Consider the following 16,602-nt stretch of genomic DNA (forward strand, 5'->3'; position numbering starts at 1 on the left):
ACGCCCATGCGGCGAACCGATCGAGTCCGGCTCCGCGCACTGGCGGTGGCATCGGCCGCCACCGTCGTCGGAGCGCTCACCGCGCTGCCCGCCGGCCCCGCGCAGGCCGTGTCCCCGGACCTCGTCATCAGCCAGGTGTACGGCGGCGGCGGCAACTCCGGCGCGCCGTACACCAATGACTTCGTCGAGCTGTACAACCGGGGCACCACCCCGGTCAGCGTCACCGGCTGGACCGTCCAGTACGCCTCGGCCGCCGGATCCTCCTGGACGCGGACCACTCTGTCGGGCACCATCGCCCCCGGCAAGTACTACTTGGTGCAGGAGGCCGCCGGGGCCGGTTCCGGAGCCGCCCTCCCGACGCCGGACGCGACCGGCACGATCGCGATGGGCGCCAATGCCGGGAAGGTCGCACTGGTCACCAACTCCACCGCGCTGACCTGCGCCACCGGCTGCGCCGGCCAGCCCGGGGTCAAGGACTTCGTCGGCTACGGCACGACCGCCTCCTCCGCCGAGGGCTCGCCCACCGGGAACCTCGCCAACACCACCGCGGCGGTCCGGGCCGGCGGCGGCGCCACCGACACCGACAACAACGCGGCCGACTTCGCCGTCACCGCCCCCGCCCCGCGCAACTCGACCTCCGGCGGCGGGACGGGCGGCACCCGGATCCACGGCATCCAGGGCGCCGCCCGGACCTCCCCGCTGGCGGGCCAGCCGGTCACCGGCGTCCCCGGCGTGGTCACGGCGGTCGGCCCGAGCGGCTACTGGTTCCAGGACCCGCAGCCCGACGCCGACCCGGCGACCAGCGAGGCGGTCTACGTCTACACGGCGAGCGCCCCCGGCGTGGCCGTCGGCGACTCCGTCCAGGTCGGCGGCACCGTCAGCGAGTACCGCCCCGGCGGCACCGGCGGCACCACCAACCTCACCGTCACCGAACTCACCGCGCCCACCACCACCGTGCTCGCCCACAACGTGGCGCTGCCCGCCGCCACCCTGGTCGGCTCCGGCGGCCGGGTCCCGCCCGCCGCCGTGATCTCCGGTGTCACCACGGGCGACGTCGAGACCGCCGGCGGCTTCCAACCGGCCACCGACGGCCTGGACTTCTGGGAGTCGCTGGAGGGCATGCGGGTCCAGCTGACCAACGCCGCCGTGGTCGGGCCGAGGACTTCCGTCGGCGAGATCCCGGTCGTCCCGCAGGGCTCCACCACCAGGACCGCCCGCGGCGGCATCCTGCTCCAGGCCGCGGACGGCAACCCCGAGCGGGTCCTGCTGGACGACGTGCTCGCGCCGACCCCGGCCGCCAACGTCGGTGACACCCTCTCCGGCGCCACGGTCGGCGTCCTGGACTACTCCTTCGGCAACTTCAAGCTGCTGGTCACCGCCACCCCGGCTGTCCTCCCCGGCGGCCTCGCCCCGGAGACCACCGCCGCACCGGCCGCCGGCGAACTGTCCACGGCGACCTTCAACGTCGAGAACCTCGCGCCGAGCGACCCGCAGAGCAAGTTCGACGGCCTCGCCGCCGCCGTCGTCACCAACCTGCGCTCGCCCGACCTGGTCGCCCTGGAGGAGATCCAGGACAACTCCGGCGCCACCGACAACGGCGTGGTCGCCGCCGACCAGACCCTGGCCAAGCTCACCGCCGCCATCACCGCGGCCGGCGGCCCGGCCTACTCCTACCGCCAGCTCAACCCGGTCAACGACCAGGACGGCGGCCAGCCCGGCGGCAACATCCGCCAGGTGTTCCTCTACCGCACCGACCGGGGCCTGAGCTTCACCGACCGCCCGGGCGCCGGCTCCACCACCGCCGACTCCGTGGTCAACAACGGCGGCGTGCCCGCCCTCGCCTACTCCCCCGGCCGCATAGACCCGGCCAACCCGGCCTTCAACGCCAGCCGCAAGCCGCTCGCGGGTGAGTTCCGCTGGAACGGCCGCCCGGTGTTCGTGATCGCCAACCACTTCAACTCCAAGGGCGGCGACCAGCCCCTCTTCGGCCGCTACCAGCCGCCGGCCCGCCCCTCCGAGACCCAGCGCCACGCGCAGGCCACGGCGGTCAGGACCTTCACCGACCAGATCCTCGCCGTCGACCCGAACGCCGCGGTGATCGTGCTCGGCGACCTCAACGACTTCGAGTTCTCGCAGACCGCCGACCTCCTCACCGCCGGCGGCTCCCTGGTCGACCTCCCCCGCACCCTCCCCCTCGCCGAGCGGTACACCTACGTCTACGAGGGCAACTCCCAGGTGCTCGACCACATCCTGATCTCCCCCGCCCTCGCGGCCCGCGCCTACAGCTACGACATCGTCCACCTCAACAGCGAGTTCGCCACCCAGCTGAGCGACCACGACCCGCAGATCGTCCGGATACCGCTGCCGTAACGCGCTCCCCGCAGTGGTGCGGCCCCCGGCACCCGGGGGCCGCGCCACTGCGGCCGGGTAGCACCGTCAGGCACCACGGTCGTTCCGTCCCGTCGCCGCCGGCCGACAGGAAACCGGCGGGACCGGACCGCCGGCCGACGGGCCTGTGGCCGACACATCCGGCGTCACACAGGGAACCGACCAGAGCCGGGCGGTCCGATCGGACCCCGCCGTGGCCAGCCGGTGTCCGTCAGGGCTGAACACCACCTCACGGACGGAGCCGTCGTAGCCCCTCAGCGTCGCGAACGTCGTGCCACCCGCGACGTCCCACAGGTACGCGGCGGTCCCCGTGGTCGCCGTGGCCAGCACCCGGCCGTCCGGTGCGTAGGCCAGGTCGGTGACATCGCCGCCGCGGATGCTCAACGTGACCGGCGTGAGCTGGCCCAGACCGACGTCCATGAACCGCACCTTGTTGCCGGCGGTCACCGCGAGAGTCCGCCCGTCCGGGCTGAACGCGACCGCGTACCGACCGGAGTACCCGTCGTGTTCCAGGGCGAGACCGGACACGGGCGTGCTGGTCGTGAGGTTCCAGAGCCGGAGCCCCGGGTCGCCGCCCGAGGCTCCGACGATCGCGAGCTGGGTCCCGTCGGGGCTGAAGGCCACCGCAGAGGCGGTCACACCACGACCGACCGTGAAGGTCTGCTTCCCGGTCGCGACCTCCCAACCCCGAACCCGGTCACCGGATCCCGCCGAGGCAAGACTCCGACCGTCCGGGCTGAAGACCATCAGGGACACCGTCTCCAGGATGTTCCCCACCGTGATCTGGGCGATTGTGGTACCGGTCGCGACCTCGGTCAACCGGATCTTGTTCATGGTGCTGGTGGCGAGGGTCCGCCCGTCGGGGCTGAGCACCGCGTGGCCGCCACCGCCCGGCACCGCATCGGGCAGGAGCATCGTCGCCCTTCGCGTGGCAGTTTCCCACCGCCGGGTGATCCCGCTGTCGCCGGCCACGATCAGCGCGGCACCGTCGGCCGAGAATGCCACCGCTCGCGCCGATTCGAGGTCGTCGAGCACGGCCGTCGCCTCGATCGGACCGACCACCGACGATCCGCGACCCTGAAGTTGGGAGACGATCGCCCCGATGACGAGCAGCAGGACAACGAAGCCGATGCCCGCTCCTCCCTTCTTCCCGTCGGACGACTTCGACTCGCGCCCGACCGGCGCGGCCGCCGTGGCCTCGCCGGGCCGCGGAGCGGATCGCGGCTTCGGGACCCGCGGGCCGAGCTCCTGGTCGGCGGCCCCGCCGGCCGCACCCCACCGACCGAAGTCCCCACTCGAAACGTAGACGTGGTGCTCGGTGACGTTCACATGGTCACCCGTAAAGAAGTGACCGTTCATGTCGCGTCCGGCCGAGGCACTCCGCTCGATGTCGATCCTGACCGAATCGGCCTCGGCCGGTGACGGACGAGGCGGTCGGGTGGGTCTCGGTCGCTCGTCATCCGGTCCGGGGGGACTCGTCATACGCCACCGCCACTACCGGACGGCCCCGAAGCACCGGGCCCGGACTCGAAGGTGTCGCCGGTTCGGATCACCCCCGAGATGTCGCCCCCGGCGGAGACCGACCTGGACTCGTCGATGCTGAACGACCCGGGCGGCAGCGGCTTCGACCGCTCGTTCCGGTCACGTCGCGCCTGACGAGCGGGCCGCCCGGGGGCGTCCACGTAGTGGTCGCCGGTCTCCACGTCCGCCCGAAGATTCCCCGCCGCGTGCACCGAACGGTCACGCGTCACGATCACGGTGGACGGCGTGGCCGGAGCCCCCACGGGCGACGGCGACCCGGTCGGGCTCGGGGGCGGCGCGGTCGACCGTAGCAAGGCCTGGACCGACACCCCCAGCGCGGCGATCCCTGCCAGAGCCCCCACCACGGAAGCGACCCGGTCCGCCGTGTCCAGGTCGACCACCACTGCGACGACCACCAGGACAGCCGCTGCCAGTGACCCGACGACCGCCCCTACCCATGCCAACACCCTGCCGAGAACTGTCATCCGGACATCATGGCTCGACATCGACGGAATTTAAATCTGACCTACATCCATACAGGTCAGCTCATTTGACTGGCCGTCTGACCAGGATGGGCACTGCCCGGACCCGCCGACCCGAAACCGCTCGGGGCAGCGCGAGAGAGGGAAGAGCCGGGCCCGCCCGCGCATACCCGTCCGGCCCAGCGCTGGGCCGGACGGGTATGTGATCCGGGTCATTCGGGGTGCGCGGGAACCCGGCGGGCCGGGGGCACGACTGGTGGGGCGTGAGTGGGATGTCGCCGGGTGCCCGGCCGTTGAGTGTGCTCGCGGGGTTCGCCCTGCTGTTGGTAGTGGTGTTCGTCGTGGCGTTCGCGGTGGGGCGCGGCGCCGGGCCGGTGACGCCCGGGCTGACGCCCGGTGGCGGAGGCGGCGGGAAGCCCGGAATGGGGCACGACATGGGGGCGGCCCGGTGAGGGCGGCCGCGGAGTCCGAGGCGCTGGTGTCCACCGACCTTGCGGTCGGCGGGATGACCTGCGCGGCCTGTGTGAGCCGGGTGGAGAAGCGGCTGGCCAGGATCGAGGGTGTGAGCGCCGGGGTGAACCTCGCCACCGGGCGGGCCCGGGTGCTGCACCCGGCCGGGGTGGGTCTGGAGGAGCTGGTCGCGGCGGTCGAACGGGCCGGCTACACCGCCGAGTTGGCGCCGGACGGGGTGCCGTCCGGCGGGCCGGCGGAGGAGGAGGCCGGGGAGCGGTGGCGGCTGCTGGTGACAGCGCTGCTGGCGGTGCCCGTGCTGGTGCTGTCGATGGTGCCGTCCGCGCAGTTCCCGGGCTGGCAGTGGGTCTGCTTCGGATTGGCCCTGCCGGTGGTGAGCTGGGGTTCGGCCGGCTTCCACCGCCGGGCCCTGCGGGGCCTGCGGCACGCGGCGGCGACCATGGACACCCTGGTGAGCCTCGGTGTGGTCGCCTCCTTCGCCTGGTCCGCCTACGCGCTGCTGTTCGGCGGGGCCGGCGCGATCGGGATGCGGATGCCGTTCTCACTGACCGCGGACGGCGGCGGCACCGCGCACGTCTATCTGGAGGCCGCCGTCGGGGTGCCGCTGTTCGTGCTGGCCGGGCGCCTGCTGGAGGGCAGGGTGCGGCGGCGCAGCGGTTCCGCGCTGCGGGCGCTGGCCGAGCTGGGCGCCAAGCAGGTGTGCGTCCGCGATCCGCGGAGCGGCGAGGAGCGGCTGCTGCCGATCGAACAGCTGCTGCCGGGGCAGGAGTTCGTGGTCCGTCCGGGTGAGCGGGTGGCCACCGACGGCCTGGTGGTGGAGGGCGGCTCGGCGCTCGACCTGAGTCTGCTGACCGGCGAGTCGGTGCCGGTGGAGGTCGGCCCGGGCGACCGGGTGGCGGGCGCCACGGTGAACGTCGGCGGGGCGCTGGTGGTGCGGGCGACTGCGGTCGGCGCGGACACCCAACTCGCCCGGATCACCGCGCTGGTGGCGGACGCCCAGGCCGGCAAGGCGCGGGCGCAGCGGCTGGCGGACACCGTCGCCGGGGTGTTCGTGCCCTGTGTGCTGACGGTGGCGGTCTGCGTGCTCGGCTTCTGGCTGGGGGCGGGCGCCGACCCGCAGGCGGCGGTGACGGCGGCGGTCGCCGTGCTGGTGGTGGCCTGCCCGTGCGCGCTGGGCCTGGCGACTCCGACCGCGCTGCTGGCGGCGACCGGGCGGGGCGCCGAGCTGGGCGTCCTGGTCCGCGGCCCGGAGGTGCTGGAGAGCCTGCGCCGGGTCGACACCGTGGTGCTGGACAAGACCGGCACCCTGACCACCGGTCGGATGGAGCTCGCGGCGGTGGCCGTGGCCGCCGGCGCGGGGGTCGACGAGGAGCGGGTGCTGCGGCTCGCCGGAGCCGTCGAGCACCGTTCGGAGCACCCGGTCGGGCGGGCTGTCGTGGGGGCGGCCCGAGCCCGGTGCGGCTCCGACCCCCTTCCGGTGGTGGCCGGGTTCGCGGCCACCACCGGGGTCGGGGTGTCCGGCGAGGTCGAGGGGATCCGGGTGCGGGTGGTCCGCCCGGACGAGGCCGCAGAACCGCTGCCCGCCGAGCTGACGGCCGCGCTCGCGGACGCCTCGGCGGCGGGCCGCACGCCGGTGGTGGTGGAACTGGACGGCCTGCCGGTGGCCGTGCTGGCGGTCGGCGACACCCTGCGCTCGGGCAGTTGGCGTGCGCTGCACCGGCTGCGCGGCATGGGCCTGGAGCCGGTGCTGCTGACCGGCGACGGTCCGGGGGCGGCGCGCGCGGTCGCGGAGGAGCTGGGCATCGAACGGGTGCACGCCTCGGCCTCCCCGGAGCGCAAGGCGGAGGTGGTGGCCGAGCTGAGGGCCGCCGGCCGGACGGTCGCGGTGGTCGGCGACGGGGTCAACGACGCGGTGGCGCTGGCCTCGGCGGACCTCGGGGTGGCGCTCGCCTCGGGCAGTGACGCGGCGATCGGCGCGGCCGGACTGACCCTGGTGCGCGGGGACATCGAGGCGGTGGTGGACGCCGTCCGGCTGGCCCGGCGCACTCTGGGGACGATCCGGTCCAATCTGGTGTGGGCGTTCGGCTACAACGTGGTGCTGATTCCGCTGGCGGCGGTGGGGCTGCTGAATCCGATGCTGGCGGCGGTGGCGATGTCGCTGAGTTCGCTGCTGGTGGTGGGCAACAGCCTGCGGCTGCGGACCTGGCGCCCGGGGCGGGGCACCGCGGACGAACGCGGGGGCGGTCGGGCCCCGCGGCCGGCCCGGGCGCGGCGCTCGGCGGGTGCGGCGTGGTGAGCGGACGGTCCGCGGCCGGGGGCCGGACGGTCGGGCGGGCGGGGGTGGCCGGGCGGGCGAGGGTGGTCGAACGGCTGAAGGTGGTCGGACCGCCGGTCGGGGCCGCCGCGGTGGCGCTGGCGCTGCTGTCCGGGTGGACGGCGGTCGGCGGCGCCGGCACCGCGCGCCCGGTCGAGGTCGGGCCGGGCTGGCTGCTCCTGCCGTCGGCGGGCGGGGTCCCGTCCACCGCGGCCTTCTTCACGGTCCGCAACCCCGGCGACATACCGGACGAACTCACCGGCGCCAGCTGGGAGTTCGGCGGCAAGGTGACCCTGAAGCGGCATCTGCACCAGGGCGCGGCGGGCAGTTGGGCCCCGGTCACGGCCCTTGAGGTCCCCGAGCGGGGGGAGCTGGCCATGTCCCCGGAGGATGCCGATCTGATGATCATAAATCCACCCCCTCTGAAGGTCGGCCAGTGGGTGGAGTTCACCCTGACCTTCCGTAACAGCCCCGCCCTGCGGGTCAAGGCGGAGGTCCGCCCACCCGGCGGCCGCCGCAGCTGAACCCCGAGGAGGCCCGGCCCCCGTCCGACGCCTCCTCGGCCCCACCGGGTGGGCCACTCGCGTCGAGGGTCGGTGGCCCACCCGGCCGGGGACTCCGGGCCCGGCCGACGGACTGTCGGTCGGGCCCGGTAGTTTGTGGACCGCCCTTCCGGGGGCCGCCGGGAATTCGGATGCTCTGACCAGGGAGTCCGTGCTTTCCTGTGTCACGCCGTCACCCCGTGGCGCCGTCGCGCCGTCGTACGTACCGTCGCGCCGTCGCGCCGTTCGCGGAGGGTGGTGGCGGTCGCACGCCCGGCAGCCCTGCCCCGCACCGAGGAGTCCTCCCATCAGTACCGTGATACGCCGGTCCGCCCGTACCGCCCTGGCCACCGCCGCCTGCGGCGCCGTCCTCGCCGGCGGCCTCGCCGCGTGCGGGACCGTCCAGCAGCTCAACGCGGCCGACAAGGTGTCGAAGGCCTTCGAGACCTTCGGCAGCGGCAAGTCCTTCAGCGCCAAGCTGTCGGTCGACGCCACCCCCGCGCAGATCCAGGCCTTCGGCGCGGCCACCGGTGAGGAGATCGACAAGGACAGCGCGGCCGCGCTGGCCGCCGTCAGCCTGTCGATCGCCTTCAGCGCGGACAAGCCGCTCAAGGAGATCCGGCCGACCAAGGGCGCCGGTGCCGGCAACGGCGCCGCAACGGCCGCCGACCCGTCGGTCTCGGCCTCCTACACGCTGACCGGCAAGGGCGGCGCACCGCTGGCCGAGCTCCGCCAGGTCGGCGGCAAGTCCTACGCGCGCGGGGACCTCGCCGGGTTCGCGCAGCTCGTCGGTGAGAACGCCGCCGAGGTCGAGGGGCTGGCCGAGGGCCTGCCCACCGCCCTGGGGAACGCGCTGAAGGGCCAGTGGGTCAGCTTCGACGCGAAGGCCCTCGAAGCCACGGGCGGCACCGGAGGCACCGGCGGGGCGGGCGGGGCCGCGACCCCCGCGCCGACCCTGGACCCGAAGGCCGCGGAGAGCCTCAACGCCTCGCTGAAGGACATCCTCACCCGCGACCTGTCCTTCGAGGACAAGGGCAAGCAGGACGGCAAGGACCGGATCACCGTCACCGCCCCGGCCCGCAAGCTGACGGACGACCTGCTGAAGGCCGTCGAGCCGCTCGCCAAGGACATCCCGAACCTCGGCAAGCTGCCCAAGTCCGCCCCGGCCAAGGTGCCGGACCGCCCGCTGGCGCTGGACCTCTACCTCGACGGCGGCGCGCTGTCCGCCGTGACCTTCGACCTGGCCCAGCTGGAGGAGAAGGCCGGTCCCGGCACGCCGCTGCCGCTCCGGATCGCGTTCGGCCACGACACCCCGGCCGTCCAGGCGCCCGCCGGCGCCACCGAACTCGCCGCCGAGGACATCAACGGCCTCTTCGGCGAGCTCGCCGCCGCGGGCGGCGGCGCTGGTGGCACGGACGGACCGGCCGCGCCGCTCACCGACGCCCAGGTCAAGGAGCTGACCCGGGACGGCGCCATGAACGAGGAGCAGGTGCGGCTGTACAACTCGTTGGGCCTGGGCTACCAGGACATCAAGGACCTCGCGGACCTGAAGGCCTGACCGTCCGGTCGGCACGCCCCGGCCCGGCCCGGCCCGCCCCGACCGGGCCCGGCGCCGCTACGCCGGTGACGGCCCGGGGCGTGCCGACAGGTCCAGCACGTCCTCGACCGGGCGGCGCGGGGTCGCCACGCCGGCCGGGCCGTAACCCAGCCGCAGCACCAGCTGGACGTGGCGGGGCCCGTCGGCCGGGTCGCGCAGGCGCCAGCGCAGGTCGGGCCACTCCACCGGCTGGTGCCACACCGTCAGCCGCAGTCCGTGCACGGTGGCCAGCAGCCAGACCCGCTCCAGCGCCTGCCCTGCCCGCAGCCAGTCCGCCGGGCCGTCCCCCGGGGTGCTCAGCGTGCAGAGCCGGGGCAGCGCCTCGAACCGTTCGGACGGCTGCGCCGGCCCCTCGTGGTGCGGCGGCCGCCCCGCGTACTCGCGCGTCGGCACCCGGGCGTCGTGGTCCTGCGGGCCGAGCACCGCGTACGGCAGCCCGTCGACGGCGGCGGGTGCGCCCGCGTCGTCCCCGGCGTCCGGCCGGAGCCAGGAGTGGGTCTCGGCCTGCCGCGCGGGGTCGTGGGCGATCCGGTCCTCGGCCTCCGTGGTGACCGCGAGCACCCGCCGCACCCCCGCCTCCCCCAGGACGGCGAGCGTCGTGCCCTCCTCCCCGGCGGCGGCGACCAGCTCGGCGGCGACCGCCTCCGGGACGTCCTGGTCGGTGAACGGCCGCCGGCTGGAGCGGCGCTCGGCGATCGCGGGGTAGAGGTCCCGGCCGAACGGACCTGCGCCGCCCGTCCCAGCGGTACCGGCCGTCCCGGCGGGCCCGGACAGGTCCAGGACGGCGAGCAGCTGCGGGTCCGCCGGATCGGGCAGCAGCCGGACGGCGGCCGCCCGGCCGAGCCGGGCACCCGCGACCCGCAGATTGAACAGCGCCGCGCCCGCCGCGATGTGCAGGGCGGCACCACTGGCATCGGCGAGCGGCACGGCCCGGCCCTGATCGGCGTACACCTCGACACCCCGGCCGTCCGGGGTCGGCCGGAAGCGCCACGGCTGGCTGTTGTGCAGCGACGGCGCCGCCCCACCCGCGACGGCGAGCATCCGCAGGTCGGCCGGAGTGAGAGCTGATGGGGTCATGGTGATCCTCTCCTGGCCTCGACACCCGGGGCCCTGCCTCATCGCCGCACGCCCCGATACCCCCGAGCGTGCGCCGCCCCCGCGCCCGTCGCAAAGGGTCCAACGGCCCGCTTCGCCGCCGGTGCCCCGGCACTGTCGGCGGCCGGCGTTACTCTCCGTGCCCGCCATCGGACCGGAGGAGCACGCACCGGCCGGCGCGAGGAGGGGGACCACCACCTCGACGACTACTACCGCGACACCGGCGATGCGTTCAGGGGTGGGGGACGACGGCGATCGGGGGGTGGGCGTGGTGGAGGACGGCGTGGGTGGTGCGGCCGAGGCGGGGGGCGAGGTCGTGGGGGCGGCTACGGCGGCCGACCACCAGCAGGGCGGCGCCCTCGGTGTCCTCGACGAGGGTGCGGGCCGCTCCCAGCCGGGCCTGTTCGACGACCTCGATCTGCGGGTGCCGGGCGCGGTGGCCGGCCAGGGCTGCGGCCAGGGCTGCGGCCAGGGCCTTCTCCTCGGCGGCCTGGAGCTGGGCCGTCTCGGTGCCGGAGGGCAGGAAGCCGACCACCGCGAAGGACGCCGGCAGGTTCCAGCCGTGCACGGCGCGGACGCGGGCGCCACGCAGTTCGGCCTCGCGGAAGGCGAAGTCGAGCACGGTGTCGCTCGGCGCGCCCGCGTCGACGCCGACCACCACCTCGGGCACGGCCCCGGTCTCCCCGGCGCTCTCCGTGCCGGTCTCCGGCCCCGGTTGCCGGACCACCACGACCGGGACGGCCGCGCGGCCCGCGACCGCCATGCTCACCGAGCCGACCAGCAGCCCCTTGAAGCCGCCCAGGCCGCGTGAGCCGAGGACGAGCAGATCCGCGTCCTCGGTGGCCTCGGTGGCCGCGACCAGGCCGTCCACGGCGGCGTCGAGCACCACATCGGTCTGCACGGTGAGGCCCGGGTGCCGGGCGGCGACCTCCTCCGCCACGGCGGCCAGCATCCGCTGGGCGGCCACCGGCAGGTCCTCCGGGTCGGCGAACGAGGCGCGCCCGTCGGTGAGCCACGGCCAGGCGTGCAGCAGCCGCAGCGGGGCGCCCCGCCGCAGCGCCTCCCCGGCGGCCCAGTGAGCGGCGACGGTGCTCTCGGGCGAGCCGTCGACTCCGGCCAGGACTGCGGGCGTCATGGGTGTTCCTTCCGCTGCGGGTCCGCGGTGCGGGGCGCACCGTCGGGGGCACTTCCGGGTGGCACTTCGGGTACCGGGCAGTTGTCGGACGCGCGCCCTCGGCGTGCGCTGACGCACCGTCGGCGCCCTCCCCCACCCTGGTCGGCGGACCGTTCGGCGGCCAGGGGCCACAAGGCCCTGTCCGCCGGGTCGTAGGGCCTGGATCGGGGCCGGGGGCGCGGGGGTGGCTGCCGACCGGCGCGCGAACGGCCACGCACCTCTCCCGTCCTGCTCGTGACCGACCCCGGCGTCCCCCGCACGTGCCTGCGGCACTAACGTGAATCCGACAAACCACCTGATCGGACCATACGTCCGTCAGGCTGTCGGACTGCCTCGGGCGGTTCCGGACCAGCAGCACGAACACACGAGGAGGACGCCGGTGGGCGGCGCGGAGGACACGCGGACGGGCACCGGCGGAGAGCAGCGCGGACGGACGGACGGCACCGCGCCGCCCGGCTGCCCCGCCCACCCGGGGCAGCCGCGACACCCCGGCCAGCCCTGGCAGTCCGGCCGAGCAGGAGAAGCACCGCAGCCCCGCGCATCGTCCGGCGGCGGCCCGCGGATCCCGCAGCTGCGCCTGGACGAGCTGCTGGAGGAGCTCCAGTGGCGGATCGACGCGGCGCGCGGCACCCGGGACCGGGTGCACAGCCTGCTGGAGGCGGTCCTCGCGGTCGGCCGCGAACTGGACCTCACCCAGGCGCTGCACCGGATCGTCGAGGCCGCCGCCGACCTGGTCGACGCCCGCTACGCGGCACTCGGGGTGATCGGCGCGGACGGGCACTCGCTCTCGCAGTTCCTGACGGTCGGCCTGAGCCCCCGGGAGATCGAGGCGATCGGCCCGCAGCCGACCGGCCGGGGCATCCTCGGCGAGCTGATCCGCGACCCGCGGCCGCTGCGCTGCCCCACCCTCTCCGAGCACCCGGCCTCGGTGGGCTTCCCGCCGAACCACCCACCGATGCACACCTTCCTCGGGGTGCCGGTCCGGGTGCGCGGCGAGGTGTTCGGCAATCTGTACCTGACCGACAAGCGGGGCGGACTGGACTTCGACGCGGACGACGAGGCGGTCATCTCGACCCTGGCGGTCGCGGCCGGGGTCGCCATCGACAACGCCCGGCTGTACGAGGAGGCGCAGCGCCAGCAGCGGTGGCTGCGGGCGAGCGCCGAGATCACCCGCAGCCTGCTCTCCGGCGCGCCCCGGCTGGAGGTCGTGGAGCTGATCGGGCGCCGGGCCCGGGAGATCGCGGGCGCCGAACTGGCCGATGTGTCGGTGGCGTTGGCCGATCCGGGCGAGCGGGCGGCCGAACTGACGGTGGAGGTCGCGCTGGGCGGGCGGGCGGAGGCCCGGCTCGGGGTGACGGTGCCGGTGGACGGCACGCTGTCCGGCGCCGCCTACGCCTCGGGCTCACCGGCGACCAGTGACGAGCTGGAGCACGACGAGCGGTTCCCGGCGGGGCCCCCGGGGCGGTTCTCCGGGCTGGGTCCGGCCGTCGCGGTGCCGCTGGGCACCGGCGGGGGGTTCGGGCGCGGTGTGCTGCTGCTGGCCCGGGCGCACGGGCAGCCGCCGTTCACGGCCGAGGAGACGGGCCCGTTGCTGGGCTTCGCCGACCAGGCCGCGCTGGCCCTGGAACTGGCGGAACGGCGGCGGGACGCCGAGCAGTTGACACTCCTGGAGGACCGCGACCGGATCGCCAGGGACCTCCACGACCTGGCGATCCAGCGACTGTTCGCGACCGGTATGACCCTGCAGAGCGCGGGGCGGCTGATCGAGAGCCGGAGCGCGGCCGACCGGGTGAGCCGGGCGGTCGCGGACCTGGACGAGACCATCAAGATCATCCGTTCGACCATCTTCGGCCTGCGCGCCCACAGCGAACCCGACCGGGGCCTGCGCGCCCGCGCCACCCGCGCCGTCGGTGAGGCCCGGGCCACCCTGGGCTTCGCGCCGCGGCTCAGCATGGAGGGGCTGCTCGACACCGATGTGCCGCAGGAGCTGGCCGAGCACGTGATGGCCGTTCTCGGCGAGGCCCTCAGCAACGCCGCCCGGCACGCCCGCGCGAGCCGGGTGGAGGTGGCCCTGCGCGCGGCCGGCGGCACGGTGACGCTCACGGTGACGGACGACGGCGTGGGCATCGCGCCCGCCGGACGCCGCAGCGGGCTCCGCAACCTCGCCGAACGGGCCGACCGCGCGGGCGGCACCTTCGACCTCCACGCCGCCGAGGACGGCGGCACCCGTCTGGTGTGGGAGGCTCCGCTGGGCGTGTAGCGGGCGCGGCCCGGACCGTACTCAGGCGGCCGCGCGCTTGGCGAAGACCGTGATCCTGCCGACCGCGGCGGCCATGGTCACCGACACGTGGTCCGTGCCGGGCCCCCCGTCGGTGACGGTGATGCACAACGGGGTGCCGAGGAGGGTGGCGCCCTCGACCTTGGTGATCGTGTAGCCGGGGTAGCTCCCGACGAACCCGCCGGAGGCCTCGAGGCGCGTCTGGATCAGGAAGTCACCGGACTGCCGGGTGCCGACCTCGTTGCAGGCGGCCAGCCGGGGCGCGGGCGCGGAGGCGGCACTGGGGACGGCCGCCGAGGCCGCCGGAGCCAGGGCCAGGACGGAGAGAGCGGCCGCGGCCGCGAGACGGGCACTTCGTGTACGCATGGCTGTCATGCGGCGATCGTCCACCGCGGCCCGTCCGCGCGCGAGCGGACCGGGAGGCCGACTGCTCCGAACGCCTGGCCGCGCGCCCCGGCCGGACCCTCAGACCGCGTCGGGGGCCAGGTGGCGGCCGACGACCAGTTCGGGGGCGATGCGGATCTCCGCGCGGGCGCCGGACGCCGGGGACGGGCGGCGGACCTCCGCGCGACCGAGGACGGTGACGCACCAGCCGGTACCGTCGGCTCCGTCCACCTCGTCGGCCTCGAAGGCGATCACGGCGCCGTCGACGGCGCGGGCCAGTTCGGAGCCGGGCGCCGTCGAGAGCAGCACGCCGCCGAGCGGGTCCAGCCGGAAGCGGACCGGGAGGACGGCCGGCAGGGCGCCGACCGTGTAGACCACGCGGCCCACGCCGGTGCGGCGCAACAGTTCCAGCGCACGGGCCTCGTCCAGGCCGGGCCCCGGCCCGGCACCTCCCGGCCCGGCACTCCCCGGCCCGGCACCCCCCGGCCGCCGCCCGACGGGCGGCTCGACCTGCACGGACGCGGCTTCACGATCGGCGTTCATGCGAGCGATCGTCACCCGCCGGGCGGGGGCGGGGCGAGGGCCGATGGTCCCGCCGAGAGTCCCTCCCGCGCGTCCGCCCGCATGCCCGTCCGGCCCGGGGCCGCCGTCAGCGCGCATGCCCGTCCGGCCCGGGGCCGCCGTCAGCGCGCACGCCCGTCCGGCCCGGGGCCGCCGTCAGCGCGCGAGCCGTCAGCACGCGAGCCGTCAGCCGCGCGAGCCGTGGCCGAGGACGCGCGCATGGTGGGCCGACCGCTCCGGGACCCGCTCGGCGGCCGCCGACCGGCGCAGCTCGGTCGCGATCAGCGCGGCCTGGACGCGTCGCTCCACACCCAGCTTGGCGAGCAACCGGGACACGTGGTTCTTGACCGTCTTCTCGGCGAGGTAGAGCCGTTCACCGATCTGACGATTCGTCAGACCCTCGCCGATCAGCGCGAGCACCTCCTGCTCGCGGGCGGTCAGCTCCGGTCCGCCCGTGGCCGGCCGCTCGGGCTGGGCCTCGCTGCGCAGACGGTTGAGCAGGCGGGTCGCGGCGCCCGGGTCGAGCATCGAGCGGCCGGAGGCGACGGTCCGGACGGCGGTGACCAGGTCGGTGCCGCTGATCTGCTTCAGCACATAGCCGGCCGCGCCCGCCATCACGGCGTCGAGCAGTGCCTCCTCGTCGTCGAAGGAGGTCAGCATCAGACAGGCCAGGTCGGGCATCCTGGAGCGCAGTTCGCGGCAGACGGCCACACCGTCGCCGTCACCGAGGCGCACGTCCAGCACGGCGACGTCGGGGCGCAGCGCCGGGACCCGGACCAGGGCCTGCTCGGCGGTGGCGGCCTCGCCGACCACCTCCAGGTCGGGTTCGCCGTCCAGCAGGTCGTGCACCCCTCGGCGCACCACCTCGTGGTCGTCCAGCAGGAACACCCTGACCGGCGCCGGCGCGGCGGCACCGGTCGTCTCGCTCGCCATCTCGCGACTCCACCCTCTCCCTGTCCGGCACACCACACGCCGGGTCCACCGCATCATCCCCTGCGACCCGAGTCGGCCCCAGGGCCGAACGACCCCATGTGCGGTGGACGGGCGGCGGTGGACGGGCGGCGGGGCCCCGCGGTGGCGGGCCGCCGGGCCGCCCCGCCGCCGAGGGGTGCGCCCTCCGCCGGCCGGACTACTCCGCCGGGCGGAGGGCGCCGAGCAGCCGCTCGACGGCGCCGAAGGCGACCGCGCCGTCCAGGGGGTTGGTGTACACCCGGGACCAGGTGATCAGGCCGCCCCGGACCCGGGCGAACATCACCGAGTCGAGGGTGTAGCGCTTGCCCGTGGCCAGCACCTCGCCGTGCAGCCGGTACTCGGCGACGGCGAGTTCGGGATCGGTCGTGCCGTACACCTCGATGTGGTCGACCGCGTCGAAGCGCTGTATCGCGGCTCCCCGCTGGAGGTGGGTGAGGAAGGCCTCCCGGCCCGGCTGCTGCGGCGGCACGCCGGGTGTCAGGTAGGGCAGTTCGAAGACGGCATCGGCGGTGACCAGGTCGACCACCGCCAGGTCGGGGCCCTTGCCCATCAACTGGACGAACTGGTGCAGGACTTCACTCGGCGAGGCGGTGGCGGTCATCGGACGTTCCTCTCGACAGGACCGGGGATGTCCCCCGGTGGGCTGATGGACATCCGGGCCCGGAGTTCCTCGGCAAGGGTACGGCGGTGAGTTGGTGACGGTGCGTCAGGGTCGGTGCCGGTGGACGGGGCCGGTGGACGGGGCCGGTGGGCCTCGGATCCGCGCCGCCGGGCGGGACCACCGTCCGGCCGGGAGGCCCACCCTCGCCCACCGTCCCACCCC

12 protein-coding genes are annotated in these 16,602 nt (G+C 75.3%); 5 read left to right on the plus strand and 7 right to left on the minus strand.

Translation table 11 applies throughout. The annotated features are described in order from the left end of the window. The first annotated feature begins 6 nt into the window (after window positions 1–6). Window positions 7–2,370, plus strand: a complete 2,364-nt coding sequence (locus ADK60_RS20080; RefSeq protein ID WP_053647785.1) for a DUF8508 domain-containing protein — start codon at window positions 7–9, stop codon at window positions 2,368–2,370. 66 nt (window positions 2,371–2,436) lie between these two features. On the opposite strand, the gene ADK60_RS20085 is transcribed toward ADK60_RS20080, so the two are convergent. After that, window positions 2,437–3,423, minus strand: a complete 987-nt coding sequence (locus ADK60_RS20085) for a WD40 repeat domain-containing protein (protein ID WP_159400504.1) — start codon at window positions 3,421–3,423, stop codon at window positions 2,437–2,439. A 1,446-nt stretch (window positions 3,424–4,869) separates the two neighbouring features. Here ADK60_RS20085 and ADK60_RS20100 point away from each other — a divergent pair. From ADK60_RS20100 to ADK60_RS20110, 3 genes are all read left to right on the plus strand, one after another. Next, window positions 4,870–7,158, plus strand: a complete 2,289-nt coding sequence (locus ADK60_RS20100) for a heavy metal translocating P-type ATPase (protein ID WP_353651758.1) — start codon at window positions 4,870–4,872, stop codon at window positions 7,156–7,158. After that, entirely contained in the window at window positions 7,155–7,700 is a 546-nt protein-coding gene (locus tag ADK60_RS42125) for a copper chaperone PCu(A)C (RefSeq protein ID WP_159400505.1), read from the plus strand. Before ADK60_RS20100 ends, ADK60_RS42125 begins: the two co-directional genes overlap by 4 nt. Before the next feature lie 334 nt (window positions 7,701–8,034). Further along, entirely contained in the window at window positions 8,035–9,276 is a 1,242-nt protein-coding gene (locus ADK60_RS20110) for a hypothetical protein (protein ID WP_053647797.1), read from the plus strand. Window positions 9,277–9,333: 57 nt separating this feature from the next. Here the strand turns inward: ADK60_RS20110 and ADK60_RS20115 are convergent, their stop codons facing one another. After that, the gene (locus ADK60_RS20115; RefSeq protein ID WP_053647799.1) at window positions 9,334–10,392 is read right to left on the minus strand and encodes an Acg family FMN-binding oxidoreductase; all 1,059 of its coding nucleotides are present in this window, start codon (window positions 10,390–10,392) and stop codon (window positions 9,334–9,336) included. A 250-nt stretch (window positions 10,393–10,642) separates the two neighbouring features. Continuing rightward, window positions 10,643–11,545: a universal stress protein gene (locus ADK60_RS20120; RefSeq protein ID WP_053647801.1), complete on the minus strand. Its 903-nt coding sequence runs from the start codon at window positions 11,543–11,545 to the stop codon at window positions 10,643–10,645. A 601-nt stretch (window positions 11,546–12,146) separates the two neighbouring features. Here ADK60_RS20120 and ADK60_RS20125 point away from each other — a divergent pair. Next, a complete protein-coding gene (locus ADK60_RS20125) occupies window positions 12,147–13,844 on the plus strand; it encodes a sensor histidine kinase (protein ID WP_053647826.1) in 1,698 nt (565 codons plus the stop codon). A gap of 21 nt (window positions 13,845–13,865) precedes the next feature. Here ADK60_RS20125 and ADK60_RS20130 read toward each other — a convergent pair whose 3' ends face one another. From ADK60_RS20130 to ADK60_RS20145, 4 genes are all read right to left on the minus strand, one after another. Beyond that, complete coding sequence (locus ADK60_RS20130) at window positions 13,866–14,228, minus strand: hypothetical protein (RefSeq protein ID WP_053647803.1); 363 nt, start codon at window positions 14,226–14,228, stop codon at window positions 13,866–13,868. Window positions 14,229–14,327: 99 nt separating this feature from the next. Then, a complete protein-coding gene (locus ADK60_RS20135; RefSeq protein ID WP_053647805.1) occupies window positions 14,328–14,789 on the minus strand; it encodes a pyridoxamine 5'-phosphate oxidase family protein in 462 nt (153 codons plus the stop codon). Between the two features lie 204 nt (window positions 14,790–14,993). Then, complete coding sequence (locus ADK60_RS20140) at window positions 14,994–15,740, minus strand: response regulator (RefSeq protein WP_053647807.1); 747 nt, start codon at window positions 15,738–15,740, stop codon at window positions 14,994–14,996. Window positions 15,741–15,936: 196 nt separating this feature from the next. Further along, on the minus strand, window positions 15,937–16,380 hold the full coding sequence (locus ADK60_RS20145) for a nuclear transport factor 2 family protein (protein ID WP_052709493.1): 444 nt from the start codon (window positions 16,378–16,380) through the stop codon (window positions 15,937–15,939). Window positions 16,381–16,602 lie beyond the last annotated feature (222 nt).

The sequence above is a fragment of the Streptomyces sp. XY431 genome (assembly GCF_001279805.1).
Classification (GTDB): Bacteria; Actinomycetota; Actinomycetes; order Streptomycetales; family Streptomycetaceae; genus Kitasatospora; species Kitasatospora purpeofusca.

Excerpts from the sequence above, each read along its gene's own strand:
- ADK60_RS20080 (WP_053647785.1), top strand. The coding sequence starts at position 7 with ATGCGGCGAACCGATCGAGTCCGGCTCCGCGCACTGGCGGTGGCATCG.
- ADK60_RS20115 (WP_053647799.1), bottom strand. The coding sequence starts at position 10,392 with ATGACCCCATCAGCTCTCACTCCGGCCGACCTGCGGATGCTCGCCGTC.
- ADK60_RS20120 (WP_053647801.1), bottom strand. The coding sequence starts at position 11,545 with ATGACGCCCGCAGTCCTGGCCGGAGTCGACGGCTCGCCCGAGAGCACC.
- ADK60_RS20130 (WP_053647803.1), bottom strand. The coding sequence starts at position 14,228 with ATGCGTACACGAAGTGCCCGTCTCGCGGCCGCGGCCGCTCTCTCCGTC.
- ADK60_RS20135 (WP_053647805.1), bottom strand. The coding sequence starts at position 14,789 with ATGAACGCCGATCGTGAAGCCGCGTCCGTGCAGGTCGAGCCGCCCGTC.
- ADK60_RS20140 (WP_053647807.1), bottom strand. The coding sequence starts at position 15,740 with ATGGCGAGCGAGACGACCGGTGCCGCCGCGCCGGCGCCGGTCAGGGTG.
- ADK60_RS20145 (WP_052709493.1), bottom strand. The coding sequence starts at position 16,380 with ATGACCGCCACCGCCTCGCCGAGTGAAGTCCTGCACCAGTTCGTCCAG.